The 13,799-nt window shown below is 55.9% G+C and carries 20 protein-coding genes; 18 read left to right on the top strand and 2 right to left on the bottom strand.

The features are described from left to right. Positions 1-65: 65 nt before the first annotated feature. The 14 genes from BLU75_RS04865 (at position 66) to BLU75_RS04795 (ending at position 7,681) form a co-directional block, all read left to right on the top strand. Complete coding sequence (locus tag BLU75_RS04865) at positions 66-278, top strand: DNA-binding protein (protein WP_084380618.1); 213 nt, start codon at positions 66-68, stop codon at positions 276-278. 29 nt (positions 279-307) lie between these two features. Further along, positions 308-781 carry a YmfL family putative regulatory protein gene (locus BLU75_RS04860; protein WP_084380620.1) on the top strand — a complete coding sequence of 158 codons (474 nt, stop codon included), beginning with the start codon at positions 308-310 and terminating at the stop codon, positions 779-781. Then, complete coding sequence (locus tag BLU75_RS04855) at positions 778-1,068, top strand: Ogr/Delta-like zinc finger protein (RefSeq protein WP_003183346.1); 291 nt, start codon at positions 778-780, stop codon at positions 1,066-1,068. Before BLU75_RS04860 ends, BLU75_RS04855 begins: the two co-directional genes overlap by 4 nt. Beyond that, on the top strand, positions 1,065-1,436 hold the full coding sequence (locus BLU75_RS04850) for a hypothetical protein (RefSeq protein WP_084380622.1): 372 nt from the start codon (positions 1,065-1,067) through the stop codon (positions 1,434-1,436). Before BLU75_RS04855 ends, BLU75_RS04850 begins: the two co-directional genes overlap by 4 nt. A gap of 75 nt (positions 1,437-1,511) precedes the next feature. Continuing rightward, positions 1,512-1,745 (top strand): hypothetical protein, encoded by a 234-nt coding sequence (locus BLU75_RS04845; protein WP_027912658.1) that lies wholly within the window; start codon positions 1,512-1,514, stop codon positions 1,743-1,745. Positions 1,746-1,757: 12 nt separating this feature from the next. Then, a complete protein-coding gene (locus tag BLU75_RS04840) occupies positions 1,758-4,481 on the top strand; it encodes a toprim domain-containing protein (protein ID WP_165447428.1) in 2,724 nt (907 codons plus the stop codon). 25 nt (positions 4,482-4,506) lie between these two features. Next, on the top strand, positions 4,507-5,325 hold the full coding sequence (locus BLU75_RS04835) for a hypothetical protein (protein ID WP_084380626.1): 819 nt from the start codon (positions 4,507-4,509) through the stop codon (positions 5,323-5,325). A gap of 25 nt (positions 5,326-5,350) precedes the next feature. After that, on the top strand, positions 5,351-5,698 hold the full coding sequence (locus BLU75_RS04830; RefSeq protein WP_084380628.1) for a DUF7673 family protein: 348 nt from the start codon (positions 5,351-5,353) through the stop codon (positions 5,696-5,698). Next, the gene (locus BLU75_RS04825; RefSeq protein ID WP_084380630.1) at positions 5,695-5,901 is read left to right on the top strand and encodes a hypothetical protein; all 207 of its coding nucleotides are present in this window, start codon (positions 5,695-5,697) and stop codon (positions 5,899-5,901) included. Before BLU75_RS04830 ends, BLU75_RS04825 begins: the two co-directional genes overlap by 4 nt. 57 nt (positions 5,902-5,958) lie before the next feature. Continuing rightward, a complete protein-coding gene (locus BLU75_RS04820; RefSeq protein WP_084380632.1) occupies positions 5,959-6,402 on the top strand; it encodes a hypothetical protein in 444 nt (147 codons plus the stop codon). After that, positions 6,399-6,617, top strand: a complete 219-nt coding sequence (locus tag BLU75_RS04815; protein WP_084380634.1) for a hypothetical protein — start codon at positions 6,399-6,401, stop codon at positions 6,615-6,617. Before BLU75_RS04820 ends, BLU75_RS04815 begins: the two co-directional genes overlap by 4 nt. Positions 6,618-6,877: 260 nt before the next feature. Further along, complete coding sequence (locus BLU75_RS04805; RefSeq protein ID WP_084380638.1) at positions 6,878-7,117, top strand: hypothetical protein; 240 nt, start codon at positions 6,878-6,880, stop codon at positions 7,115-7,117. Continuing rightward, positions 7,107-7,403 (top strand): hypothetical protein, encoded by a 297-nt coding sequence (locus BLU75_RS04800; protein WP_084380640.1) that lies wholly within the window; start codon positions 7,107-7,109, stop codon positions 7,401-7,403. The genes BLU75_RS04805 and BLU75_RS04800 overlap by 11 nt, the downstream gene beginning before the upstream one ends. Positions 7,404-7,405: 2 nt before the next feature. Further along, complete coding sequence (locus BLU75_RS04795; protein WP_084380642.1) at positions 7,406-7,681, top strand: pyocin activator PrtN family protein; 276 nt, start codon at positions 7,406-7,408, stop codon at positions 7,679-7,681. On the opposite strand, the gene BLU75_RS04790 is transcribed toward BLU75_RS04795, so the two are convergent. Further along, on the bottom strand, positions 7,656-8,807 hold the full coding sequence (locus tag BLU75_RS04790; protein WP_084380644.1) for a site-specific integrase: 1,152 nt from the start codon (positions 8,805-8,807) through the stop codon (positions 7,656-7,658). The two genes, BLU75_RS04795 and BLU75_RS04790, sit on opposite strands and share 26 nt — an antisense overlap. 103 nt (positions 8,808-8,910) lie before the next feature. On the opposite strand from BLU75_RS04790, the gene dusA reads away from it, so the two are divergent. Next, positions 8,911-9,921, top strand: coding sequence for a tRNA dihydrouridine(20/20a) synthase DusA (dusA, locus tag BLU75_RS04785; RefSeq protein WP_084380646.1), 1,011 nt, complete (start codon positions 8,911-8,913; stop codon positions 9,919-9,921). Positions 9,922-9,965: 44 nt separating this feature from the next. Here dusA and BLU75_RS04780 read toward each other — a convergent pair whose 3' ends face one another. Then, positions 9,966-10,799 carry an undecaprenyl-diphosphate phosphatase gene (locus BLU75_RS04780; protein ID WP_084380648.1) on the bottom strand — a complete coding sequence of 278 codons (834 nt, stop codon included), beginning with the start codon at positions 10,797-10,799 and terminating at the stop codon, positions 9,966-9,968. 566 nt (positions 10,800-11,365) lie between these two features. On the opposite strand from BLU75_RS04780, the gene BLU75_RS04775 reads away from it, so the two are divergent. The 3 genes from BLU75_RS04775 to BLU75_RS04770 are packed head-to-tail and all read left to right on the top strand — an operon-like array spanning position 11,366 to position 13,543. After that, positions 11,366-12,109 (top strand): winged helix-turn-helix domain-containing protein, encoded by a 744-nt coding sequence (locus BLU75_RS04775; protein WP_084380650.1) that lies wholly within the window; start codon positions 11,366-11,368, stop codon positions 12,107-12,109. Between the two features lie 32 nt (positions 12,110-12,141). Then, a complete protein-coding gene (locus tag BLU75_RS27150) occupies positions 12,142-12,852 on the top strand; it encodes a hypothetical protein (RefSeq protein ID WP_130909177.1) in 711 nt (236 codons plus the stop codon). Between the two features lie 34 nt (positions 12,853-12,886). After that, the gene (locus BLU75_RS04770; protein ID WP_084380652.1) at positions 12,887-13,543 is read left to right on the top strand and encodes a winged helix-turn-helix domain-containing protein; all 657 of its coding nucleotides are present in this window, start codon (positions 12,887-12,889) and stop codon (positions 13,541-13,543) included. Positions 13,544-13,799 lie beyond the last annotated feature (256 nt).

Here is a 13,799-nt window from a genome sequence, read left to right as displayed (position 1 = left end):
TGACAGGTTCAAATATCTGAACCAATATCTTCGCACCATTACGCGAAATCACACGAATCTGAACTATGCACGCCACCTACGCACCCGAGCAAGCCTGCCAGGCCGCCAGAAAGCGCTTGGAGCTTCGAGGCATTTCCGTCAAGGACTTCGCCATTGAGAACGACCTTCATCCCTCGACCGTTTATGCGGTGCTGAATGGGCAGAAGAAATGTCTGCGCGGTGCAGCTCATCGTGCGGCTGTCCTGCTGGGCATTAAAGCTTCCGAGACTACAAACTAGAGCCTTGGGCTCCTGGGAGAAACCAGAAGATGAAACGCCCAGTTCTAGTGACCAAACGCCAAGTCATGAGCGCGGTCATTTGCGACTACCCCGGCGGGCGCGAATGCGCTGCAGCCCGGCTTGGGTATGAACTCAAAAAATTCGACAACCATGTTTACGAGAATGCCGGTAGCCGGCCTCTCAGCGATGAACAAATACATTTGCTCGAGCAGGACGCCGGCACGACTCACCTGCCTGAATACATCGCAGCCATGTATGGCGGCATGTTCGTGCCGCTCGCTAAACCCGAGACGCTAGACAACATCGACCTTTACAGCCGGTCGGTACATGTCGCTGCGAAGCGCGGTTACGTTGATCAGATCATCGCGAAAGCGCTGGAAGACGGGGTGGTTGAACCAGGCGAGGCTGCGGCGATTCTCGGCGCTCACAATCGCTACATGGCTGCGCGCCACTCCGAAGTGCTTGCCACCATCCAACTGCACAGTAAGGAGCGCAAGCATTGAGCACTTACAAGCTGGTATGCCCTCACTGCCTCGGCCGCATGCGTATCCGCACCAGCGAAGGCACACACATTTTCCTGCGGGTGGCCTACCTGCAATGCACCAACGAGGCCTGCGGCTGGTCGGTGCGGGCTGAGTTCGAAATGACTCATGAAATGAGCCCCAGCGGTATGGCTAACCCCTCCGTCAAGTTGCCCATCGCCGACATTGCCCTGCGCCGTGCTGCGATGAAGTCCGCCAACGATCAACCCGACCTGCTCGACCAAATGGAAATGGAGTGTGCGCAATGAACCATGAAGAGCTTGACCACGACTACCGCAGCAGCATGCAACGGGTGGCGTTCGCCTACCTGCAACGGCACGAAGCGCAGCACCTGGTGGACTCTGACCTGCTGTACGAGAACTGCGTTCGGCACATGACCACCGCGCTGGAAGTGCCGGTGTTCATGGCGCAGAAGCTGGTGCATAACGCTTGGACAGAATTGCAGGTCGTCAACCAGCGCAAGTGTATCGGCGTGGACTGGGGCAACAGCCCAGGCAGCACTGTCGTCCACCTGATCGATACACGGGCCGACCTTCGGTACCCGGTTCCGGCAAGGCTGCTGCCGCAGACCCTGCTCGCCCAGCGCGATAACGCTCTGAAGCAACACCCTCAGTAACCCCCGTTTAAACAACCCGCCCTGCCCCGCTTCCCGTGGGTTTGGGTGAGCTTTGCCCGAAATCCGAGGTGGACCATGCAAATCGACGTCGCCATCACCGCAAAACTGCCACGCGAAGAGGCCGAAGCGCTGCTCCAAGCGCTACGAAGCCAGTACGCCCAGCAGTTCAACGAGCATTGGTACGACGACCGCTTTCGCAGGATCCCCGAGGGTTTGCGGCATGGCTCGTTGCTCGCGGCCTTCCCGGTGATGGCCGCGCAAAAACGCCTGATTGGCGCCATTAAACACAGTCTCGACGAAGCGAAGTAAGCCACGATGGAAATGCAAGAAAGGCTGCGAGCCGACGTCATCCAACGCATTGAGCGGGATTACCAGCTCAAACACATGCCCGGTACCAACTACATGCGCAAGGGTGTATGCCCTGCGCCAAGCTGCGGCCAGAAGACCCTGTACACCTTCTACGATTCGCCCTGGACGCTGATCTGTGGACGGCCGGAAAAATGCGGCCACCGTGTCCACGTCAAGGACGTCTACGACGACTTGTTCAACGACTGGAGCAAGACCGCACCGTCAACGCCAGATAACCCGGTTGCCACGGCACGCGCCTACCTTGAGTTTGCGCGGGGCTTTAAATTTGAGCTGATCGCCGGTTGGTTCACCCAGGAAAACTACTGGGATAGCCGGCTGAACATTGGCAGTGCCACGGTGCGTTTCCCCCTGGAAAAAGGTGGCTACTGGGAGCGTCTGATAGACCGGCCTGACCGATTCGGCAAGATGAAAGCTCGCTTCCGCCCAACCGGCGAAGGCTTGCCAGGTTACAAAGGCGTCTGGTGGTGCCCGCCAAGCGTGAACCTGTCGAACGTCGATGAACTCTGGATCACCGAGGGCATCTTCGACGCCATCGCACTGCTGCATAACGACACCTCGGCCGTATCGATGATGTCCAGCGCACCCTGCCCGACCGACTCGCTCAAGGCCTTGGTCACACTTCGCCATGACGCTGACAAGCGCCTGCCACGCCTTGTCTGGGCGCTTGATAACGAGCCAGTCGCAAAGGCCAACATGCGCCGCTGGGCAAAGGAGGCCCGCGACCTGGGGTTCACCTGCAAAGCGGCAGTGATTCCGCAGCCCAACGGCAAAAAAGTGGACTGGAACGACCTTCACCTACGGTGGAAGTCGATTGAGGGCGACGACAAACGCGCCGAGCAGATCGAGCGAGACTTCGACGAAGCCGTCCACCACGGGGACTTGCTGCTGGCTGATTCCGCCGAGGAAAAGGGTTTTCTCATCTACCTGCGCGACGAGCGCAAGGAATTCCATTTTTCGTTCCGTAAGCGCTTGTACTGGTTTCGGCTGGACCTTGAACGGTACGACCGAGCCATGGGCGATCTGGAAAGCTCAGAACGTCATGAGGATCAACTGCTCACTGACGAACAGCGGCGCTACAAGGCACTGCGCCAATCTGGCTCAGTGACCAGCATCGCCAACTGCAATTTCCAGGCGCTGTATTACATGCGCAACGACCTCACCGACGAGGCCTGGTACTACTTCCGTATCGAGCGCCCGCAGGGGCCGGCGATCAAAAGCACCTTCACGGCCAAGCAACTCACGTCAGCACCTGAGTTCGCGAATCGCCTACTCAACGTCTCGAATGGCGCGATGTTCGAGGGCAGCGCCCAGCAACTAAAACGGATTCTGGCGCCCCAGCTCGACTGCCTGAAAACCGTCAACACCATCGAATGGATCGGCTACAGCCGCGACCATGGCGCCTATGTCTTCAACGACTTGGCCTTTCACGGCGGGAAGGTGCAGGTGCGCAACAAGGAAGATTTCTTCGACTTGGGCAAGCTGAGCATCAAGTCACAGAGCCAATCACCGGTATTGCATATCAATACCGACCTCAATGCTTACAACGAAGAGTGGTTCGACATCTACTGGCGCTGCTTTGGCGTGCAGGGGTTGGTGGTCTTGGCTTGGTGGCTGGGCGCGCTGCACGCCGAGCAGATCCGCCAGATTCACAAATCACTGATGTTCCTTGAACTCGTGGGCGAAGCCGGCTCGGGCAAGACCACCTTGGTAGAGCTGCTGTGGAAGTCCGTCGGGCGTACTGATTACGAAGGCTTCGACCCATCCAAAGCAACCGCGGCGAGCCGTGCGCGCAACTTCTCGCAGGTGAGCAACTTGCCGGTGGTGCTGATCGAGTCGGAGCGTGAGCAGAAGGAAGGCCAGCCGGTTAAACACTTCGACTGGGACGAACTGAAAACCGCCTACAACGGCCGCAGCGTTCGTTCCACCGGCGTGAAAAATAACGGCAACGACACCCACGAACCGCCATTCCGTGCCGCGTTACTTATCGCCCAGAACAACCCAGTGAACGCATCGGAACCCATCCTGCAGCGCATCTGCCATGTCCACCTGACGCGCGAGCACCACACGCCGGAGACCAAGCAGTACGCCGAGCAGTTGGAGCGTATGCCGATGGATAGCATCAGCGGCTTCCTCCTAAAGGCGTTGCAGCGCGAAGCCGAAACCATGCGCCTGTTGGAGGAAAACACCTCCGGCTATGAACAGGAGCTGCTGGCCCAGCCCGGTGTGCGCACCGTCCGTATCGCCAAGAATCACGCCCAGCTGCGCAGCCTAGTGGATGCATTGGCCGGTGTCGTCCCGCTTGGCGAACGCCGCAAGGCCCTCGCTCACGCCGAAATCAGCCGCATGGCCCTCGAGCGGCAGCAGGCAATCAATGCCGACCACCCGACCGTTACCGAGTTTTGGGACCTGTACGACTTTCTGAACGGCATGGACGAGAAAGGCGCGTTGAACCACGCGCGCCGGGACGGGTTGATCGCGGTGAACCTCAACGAATTCGTCGAGATGGCTGCCAATAAGCGCCAGCAGATTCCCCCGCTGAGCGACCTGAAGCGCCTGCTCAAAACCAGCAAATCACCCAAGTTTCTGGAGTCGAACAAGCCCGTCAACTCGGCGCGAGTGCTGGACGCGTTCGACAAATCGAAAACCATTCGCTGCTGGGCATTCCAGGGCGTGTAACCACCGCAACAACAGGAGCAGCACCATGCAAAACAAACTGAAAACCGCCATCCGCTTTAACGATTTTTTGGCGTACTTCGGGCCCCGTGGAGTAGTCGTTATGGCCTGGTGGCTGGGGGCGGTCCACGCCGCTCGCATTCGCCACGATCAAAACAGTTTCCCGTTCCTGCAGATCATCGGGGATGCCAGCGTCAGCAAAACTCTCCTGCTCAACTACCTCCAGAAGCTGACAGGCCAAACTCCGTACGCTTACTCGCTAGCCCAATCAACTCCGGCGGCAAGAGCACGCGTAGCAGGGAACTCCGGGCAGCGGGTGATCATCTGCGAACAAGAAGGTGAATCGGATGAACGGATTGACTGGGACGAGCTGAAACCGCTCTACAACGAAGGTAAGTTCGTTGTCAGACCAGGAGATAGCCAGGCCGAGCTTCGCCCCTTCCAAGGTGCATTAACGATCACCGGCAATCAGCCATTGCAATGCAGCGATGCCGTCACCAGTCGCATGGTCACCGTCAACTTTTCGGACGATGGCCCACATGCAATCCGAGTCTCGCCGAAAGCTCTAAACGATCTCAATGGAGAAAAGGCTATCGCATTCGGTATCAAGGTGGACCAGTCCGAAGAATGGGTATCCAGCAACTTGGAGACTCTGTTGCCCCGGTACCAGGCCCAACTAATCCACAAATACGGGCATGGCCTCAGCCTCCGGACTGCCAAAAATTGCGCCCAAATGCTCGCTCTGATCGATCTGCTTTGCACGCTTCTTTCGATCTCAGAAGGGCTTCGACTTGAAGTCAGGAAAGTGATTCATGACATCGCTTTTAACGACACCATTCCTTATTGATCCGGCCTTCGAAAGGAGAATCCGTATGAATACGCGTGCCCCAAAACAGCAGCCCAACTGGTTCCAGCAACTGCAGGAGTTCGAAGCCAGGCGCCCCGCCATTCGCAAGGCCGGTATTGAAGCACTGGCCCGGCTGGTCCCTGTCGCACAGCGTGATACAGGCCAGAGCGCGGTGATCGGTCGCTTCCTGCTCGGGCTCTACAACGGCCGCGACTACCCCTTCGTCCTGACCAGCCTGCGCGGCCTCGACACCGCACTTTTCGACGACTGCCTGGCGGTGCTGCAACTGGACTACTCGCCAGAGCAAGAGGTGCACACGTACCTCCCTGACGGCGATGCCATCTGGGAAGAACTGATCGGGACGTGGGCATGAAGTGGGCACCGAAACGCAATAAGGAAGGGCAAGTCCAGCAGAACTGCTGGGTTACCGACAGCGGCTACACCGTCGCGCTGTGCCGGCTGCCAGAGTCCCGCTACCCCGTCACTCGCCCAGGGGGCGAACTGCCCTTCGCTTATGCGAAAGACCGAGACGAAGTCATAACGATCATTGAGCAAGACCAAGCCAAACCGGCCTGAAAGATGGTGTCGAGGAGCGCCAACTCCCCGACACCTACCACCAAAAGGAGAAGCACCATGCAAGTGAATCAACCCCAAAGCGGCAACGCAGAGGCTACCACACCGCGATACGACACCATCGTTATCCGTGGGGCCCAAGGAAATGCCGTTCCGAAAGAGGTAGACGGCGGTGAAGTCACCTCTTGGAGTCGCGGCCATGAACTGGCGGCCATGGACGCCCTAGAAGAATTCGTTGAAGACCTGGCCGCTGGCGACTGCTCATACCCGACTGTCATTGCTGTGCGAGCACAAAACGCCCTGAATCTCATGACGCTGCGCCGGCTTCATGGCTGGGATGCAGACGCAGTCAATGCTATCGAGCAGCAGGAGAGTGACCGCAAAGCAGGTGTTGATGAACTGATTAAGGTTTTAAACCCTTACGTAGGTGCGTGCTTGACCATCTCGCAAAGCGCGGAAGCTCTGTATGACGCTGGCTACCGCAAGCAGATGGCCAAACTATGAACCGCCCAGGCATAACCCTTAATCCCATCGTGGTGGAAAAAGGCCTGACCTGGCACATGTTCCCGGTCGACTTCACCACGCTGGAGGGCACCTACAGCGTTTACATCTACGCGCTCGACCGTGAGCACGCAGTAGCAGTCCTATCCGAACTGAAAGCTACTGCCGCATTGCGTGACGGTGATCTGATCAGTGTCACTCCGGGAGCAACGTCATGAGCGTCCTACTTCTGTTGTACCTGTGCACAGATGCAACTCGAACAAATTGCCAGGTGATACCGGCTGAGCGCTGGAAAGGTCCGGACGCGTATGAGCAATGCATTGGCACCGTTCCTGGCCTGACCAAAGCACTGACCGCCCCCAACCGGGAACTGCATCGGTTTGTCTGTGAGGTCCAGGTTGAAAGCGCACAACCTGCAGAACACACGGCCCGACCGACGTTCATTCATCAATCATTTCGGATGTGAGGGAGAGACCTAATGCACGCAATCTCTCCGTACAAAATATCTGGACCGACAGTGGTGAGCTTCTTCGGCGGCCGTAGGGGCGGCCACGGGTCGATCCCCGGCTACATCTACAACGCCACGGTACAAGAGCACTTCCGATACATCTGGGAAAGCACCGGCGGCGACTACTTTGCGAATCCTTGGGTTTGGGTGATCGATTTCAAACGGGTCACTCAAGGCCGGCCAGCAGAGGGCGACCGCGATGACGCATAAGTGCTACCGCCGCGATCCGTCCGCGCGCGACATCACCGATCTGGTGAGCGATGAGCAAATGCAAGCCGCTTTCAAAGGCACCAACTTCGGGCACACAGACTTCCGTGGGCTCCTGGCCCAGGGCTGCGTAAAGGCGTTGGCCGGTTGGCACCAGGGCCACACCCTGACCACCATCCTGCAAGAGCTTCGCCTGATCAGCTGGAATAAACAGGTGGGCAAAATCAAGGTTACCGCTAAGGGTCGCCACTACATTTGGCTTGCCTTCAAAGGCCGTCCGGGAGTTTAGCTATGAATACAGCGTTCATCCTCATGGCCCAATACGACGGGCAGGCGATTATCTCGCTGGAACTGGTGTGCCGGGATTACTTCACACATCTGACGCCGGACATGTTCCAGCGCAAGGTGATGAGTGGTCAGATCAAGCTACCCATCACCCGCCTGGAGCCGAGCCAGAAGTCGGCGAAGGGCATTCACCTCACCGATCTGGCCGTCTACCTCGACCTACAGCGCGCCGCTGCAGTTAAAGAACACAACCAACTCAACGGGTTAAAACCCGCCGTTTGAGCCACTTCATTGATGCGGCGCCCAGTTGGACGGGTGCCCTCAATATCTTTTCGTGCCACTCCCACCCCACGTAACGGTCACCCTTTCCACGCAGGTGTGTGTAGCGCCTCATCGAATTCCAATCCCTGTGCCCGGAAACACTCGCCACACGAGGGATATCCCAGTCCATTTCAAACAGGCGGCTCACACCTTCATGACGAAGGTCGTGAAAGTGCAGGTCTGCGACTTCCAGAAATTTGCAGGCTTTCGCCCAGGACGTGGAGATAGATTCAGGGCTGTAGGGGAATATGTCGTCGCCGGCCTTCGGCATTGTCTGGAGAATCTGCCACGCCTCGTCCGGCAGGTAGCACCAAACATCGTTGCCGATTTTCTGCCCGGGGTTCTTCATATCGCGCACGAGCACCCGCTGACCAGCCTCGTCGACATCCGACCAACGAATACGGGTTATTTCATCCAGCCGGCGCGTGGAGAACAGAGCAAAGCCCACGACCTTCAGCATATTGGTGACAGTTGGGCGCCTCGCCTGCATGGCCTGGTAATGCTTCAGCACCTTTCCCAGTTCGTCCAACGTCGGCCGGCGGTCACGCTCGCGGCTTTTCAGGTTGTAGCCCAGTTTCCGTAGCACCCGTCGGGCGCCGCCCATCGCGAGAGGATCGACCTGGTAACCCCACGCGTCTTTGGCAATCGACAGAACAGCACCGAGGTGCGCCAGGTCATTGCCGGCGGTTTGTGGCTGAACCCCTCCGCCCTCCTTGCTCATCCGCCACAGTGCGAAATCGACCAGGCACTGAGTATTGATGTCCGTGTCGGTCAACTCACCCAGGTACGTCTCACCGATGGCATTGAGTGTTGCGCGCTTGGTCTTGCCCAGCGGCCGGGCTTTCTCTACTTCGACCAGGTAGCGATCGATCATCTCTTTCAACGTAGCGCCCTTGCGACTCGCCCGCTCGATCGCACCAGGCTCATCCAGCTCCGATTCGCGCTTACGCGCCCAAGCCTGTGCGGCCTGTTTTCGGGCGAAGGTCAGGCTCTCTTGGTAGACTTGCACTCCGTCGCGCTTGATGCGGATCTGAGCGGTGTAGCTCACAGTCCCATCTGCCAGTTTTCTTGCCCTGATAGTCGCCATATCGAAAGTGGTACGCGTCAGTTTTTGAGTGGTACATCGTACCACCGAGACTTAAAAAACGCCTGAAAACGCCCAAAAACACGCCGAAAACACGTTGAGTAAAATGATTCAAAAACATAGCTTTAGCCCAGCAGAATCAAGCACCGCACTGTCTCGGCGCTTCAGCGTTGCACCCATGATGGATTGGACCGACCGCCACTGTCGCTTTTTCCTGCGCCTGCTCTCCAAACACACCTTGCTCTACACCGAGATGGTCACCACGGGGGCGATTCTGCATGGTGATCACGAGCGTTTCCTGCGGCACGACGAAGCCGAGCATCCGCTCGCCTTGCAGTTGGGTGGGAGTGTTCCGGCGGATCTGGCAGCCTGCGCGCGCATGGCTGAAGCGGCGGGTTATGACGAGGTGAACCTGAACGTCGGCTGCCCCAGTGACCGTGTGCAGAACAATATGATTGGTGCTTGCCTCATGGCACACCCGGGGCTGGTGGCGGAGTGTGTGAAGGCGATGCGCGATGCGGTGTCGATTCCGGTGACGGTGAAGCACCGGATCGGGATCAATGGCCGGGACAGTTATGCCCAACTGTGTGATTTTGTCGGGCAGGTGCAAGACGCAGGGTGTACCAGCTTTACCGTGCATGCGCGGATTGCGATTCTGGAAGGGTTGTCGCCGAAGGAAAATCGGGACATTCCGCCGTTGCGTTACGAGGTGGCCGCGCAATTGAAGCAGGATTTTCCACAGCTTGAGATTGTCCTCAACGGCGGGATCAAGACGCTTGAGCAGTGCGAAGAGCATTTGCAGGCGTTTGACGGGGTGATGCTGGGTCGGGAGGCTTATCACAATCCGTACTTGCTGGCGGAGGTCGATCAGCGGTTGTTTGGAAGTTCGACCCCCGTGATCAGTCGGGCTGAAGCATTAGCCCAGCTGCGTCCTTATATAGCCGCGCACCTGGCAACGGGTGGATCGATGCATCACATTACGCGGCATGTATTGGGGTTGGGAACGGGGTTTCCGGGGGCGCGCAAGTTTCGCCAGTTGTTATCGGTAGATATTCATAAGGCCAGCGATCCATTGGCCTTGCTGGACCAGGCGGCGGGATTATTGGAGGGGCGGTAACTGGGCGCATGTGCATATACCTGCGCCCCTGCGAACGAGATCGGTCAACCCACAGAAACTGCTGTCCAGTTCACCCACCCGAACCCCCAGGTCGCCAAGATCAGCAAACCGAAGACAATCCGGTACCAGGCGAATACCGCGTAGCTATGGTTGGCGATGAATTTGAGCAAACCACGCACTGCGATCATCGCGAAAAAGAACGCGGTCACAAAACCCAGGGCAAATACCGGCAGGTCACTGGCCTGGAACAGATCCTGGTACTTGTAGCCTGAGTACACGGCGGCGCCAACCATGGTCGGCATCGCCAGGAAGAACGAATACTCGGTAGCGGTCTTGCGCGACAGGCCAAAGAGCAAGCCACCGATAATGGTCGATCCGGAGCGGGAAGTGCCGGGTATCATCGCCAGACACTGTACAAAACCAACCTTTAGCGCATCGGACCAGCACATGTCATCAACATGTTCGACGTGTACCGCGTGTTCGCGCCGCTCTACCCACAACATGATAATGCCACCCACCACCAGCGCGACGGCTACGGTTATCGGATTAAACAGGTACTCATGAATTTTATCGGCGAACAATACCCCCAGCACCACCGCAGGAAGAAACCCGATCAATAGGTTCAGCGTGAAGCGTTGTGCGTTACGCTGGGTTGTCAGCCCGCTGACAATCTCGAGGATCTTAGGGCGGAACTCCCATACGACAGCCAAAATGGCGCCCAGTTGAATAATAATATTGAACGCCATGGCGCGCTCCCCGCCAAACCCCAACACATCCGCCACAACGATCTGGTGGCCGGTACTGGAAATCGGCAAAAACTCTGTCAGCCCTTCTACCGCCCCTAACACCAATACCTGCACAAAGGTCCAAAACTCCATCAATCCTCCATCAGGCCATTCTTATTGAACGGCTCGTTAATCGCATTAGGGCATCCAGTAATCGAACAGTAATAAATGGCTGTCAGCAGACACGTGCGCTCGCATAAAGACAATACTGAATACAGCGTATCCCTTTAGCGCAGAGAACCTGCGAATAGTACGCCTGAACTAACCAACCACTCATTAATTGTTAGTAATCGTCCAAATAACAAACCGCCAGGCGATTCGATGTAGATGGGTTGCTTCGCTAGCATAAAAATGTGACAGGTTTCACATTTTAGTATTTCGGCGCCAATCTCCCGGGAAGAAATGATGGCCTTTTGAGGACATAAATAAATTGCCACCCTTCCAATAATAGTGGCACAATTTCAATTCGCCATCATCTAAGCATGCCAATTCGCTAGTTCAGCAAGGTGCAAAAATCAACTAAAAAGATCGAAAAACATCTTTTATGTTAGAAAAGTCTCTACGCACGTGCAAAATCCGCGCGAATGTTACCAATTGTCAGTCACAGATGAGAACCGGTGCTTTAACATCCCGATGTCAGCACCTATTCGAGTCAAAGCATGATGCTTACAGGGAAATTAGCGACTGGAAGCCAGCGCCCGACAAATGAGGGACCAGGTGTTCTCACCTTGGGCCGTACTCGCACTGTGGCCGAGAACTTTAAAGCATTAGTCGCGCGGCATGTGCATTCTGATATAGCTGTTGATGCTAGTTCATATACCCATTCATACAAGAGAAATGAAGATCCGGACTTGTATCGCGCTATCTTCATCATCATCGACGACCCTCAGGCACTCGATGAGAATCTGGCGCTGGTGGAAAACCTGCGCGCCACACATTTGGATTTAATCATCTGTGCCGTCATCACGGGCAGGGGCGCCTACAACAAGATGAAATACTACCTTGCGGGAGCCGACTGCTGTATCAAGCTCAATACCTTGTCCGACGAAAGCTCTGAGTTGCTATCCGGGTTCTTCAGCAGTGAAGAATGGCAACGAGAAGTCAATCTGGTGCTGGACCCCACTCGTATATGCCTGTTAGGCACCCGCAAGAAGCTGGATATCTCGTTTGCAGAAATGAAAATTCTGGAGGCGTTGGCGCAAACCAGCAACCACATATTAAGTCATGATGAAATTGCCAGAATCATGGGTCTGAACGCCAATTTTTACGACCCCAGAGCGCTGGAGAAATCTATCAGTCGGCTTCGTGGAAAAATCAAAGAGGTGTATGGCACCCACAATGCTATTCAAAGCATTCGCGGGCATGGATACCGCTTGATGAGAGGTCTGATCTCGACCGCCTGAATGACCAATTACCTCAAGGTAGGAGTTGTGGCATGAATGCGATTGGAGGTATCTCACCTGCAACGGCCCCGAATCGCTGCCAGCCCCCAAGGCTTGCGTCAGTCGATAAGCGCCTACTTGCCAACGAGGCGGGAATCAAGGTGCAGGCGCACCGCCCAACGCCGCCGGGCCGTTCATGCAAGGGAAGCTGTGAGGTATGGGCACGGCCGCACGGGACGTCTTACCTGAGGAACGACCGTCAATCGCCCGGCGTCAAAAAAAATCTGAACCGAATGTTTCCCCGCCTGTCCAAATCGCGTCTTGCCAAATTCTTTCCATCCAAAGCGCTACACCGATCTGGCAACAACTTGCGTGACCTGCGCCATACAGTGGTCATGTCACTCAATGCGCCCCCACTCTGGGAAGTGGGTTCCAAATATAAAAAAAACAATATTATTGATATGTACCTTTTAAAAAATCATGGTATAGAAATCACGTTGAATGATTACAGTACTCAACGCACGACGCTAACAAGCTTCAGCACCCTGATTCAGCCAAACTACATCAAGGTATCGACCCCATCCCTGGACCAGTGCTTGAAACTCAATGGTAATCCTGAGTTTCTCAACAACCCCCATGATTGCATGGTGACACTATTCCACAATAACAAGATTTCTTTTAAAGCCGATCGCGTAGAGCATATCGAGAGCCTTCATCGGCCTAGGCGCTGTTCTTTGATTATTCCCCTGCCGGTCAACTTTTAGCCGAAATTTGGTGAACACTTAAGGAGAGAGAGACGTGGAAATCAGTACAACCCTCCCCAGAAAATATTTTGTCGTTGTGACTCACAGCACAACCTCCCAACGTGAGCTTGAGAGCATACTTTCGAGCAAGCGTTTCAATTCGTTTGGTACCTCCCAGGCGCAAATGTTCATCGAAGATACCCCCCCGGTACTGGTGGGGTTCTCATACACCAGCGTGAGCAGGAAGAACGTCGCCCATCGTATCGAACATGAAACACAGAAAATACTCGCCACCCTTGAAGCAGAGTGGCTGGCGGAGCAGTCCGAGGGGCGAACCTGCGTCACCCCAACGCCAACCGGACTCAGCAACCGACCTCGCGAACATGAAGATGGCGCTCTCTATAGCGAGGCCTGGCAGCTCGACAATGATCAAAGTGTGCTGATTAAGGAAAACGTCGAGATTAACTTGACTGGGCTGGAAGCCACCCTCGTAAGGAAGATGCTCCATCATGAAGATCGTGTCGTCAGCCGAGATGAACTGATCCTCAGCATCGGCAGGCAACCGGAGCAATACCGCGGCCTGGAAATGTGCTTGAGCAGGTTGCAAGACAAGTTCAAAAGCGCCAGCAAAGGTGAACGCCTGTTTCGCGCCGTGAGAAACCGCGGTTACTGCCTTATCCAGGAAGTGGTCTCCGAGACACACCCTGCCTGATACCCTTCTAACACAAACATACGACAGTGCGATTACAACAATAAAAAGCGCACTTTGTTTGTGCCCTCCCCGCCTACTCATCGCCCCTCGTTAATTATCGACGTTATTCATTGTCGACGTTTTCTAACACTCAACATTTCCCTTCAGAAAAATGGCACTTCGCCACTTGTTAGAACTCGTCAGACAACCCCCTTGCTCAATAACTTAATCTATTGACTGACGACAGTTCGACTTCTTGATGCTGTTAGCTTCAGGA

Source organism: Pseudomonas mucidolens (assembly GCF_900106045.1).
GTDB classification, from domain to species: domain Bacteria; phylum Pseudomonadota; class Gammaproteobacteria; order Pseudomonadales; family Pseudomonadaceae; genus Aquipseudomonas; species Aquipseudomonas mucidolens.
This window is presented reverse-complemented; position numbering and strand designations above follow the sequence as displayed.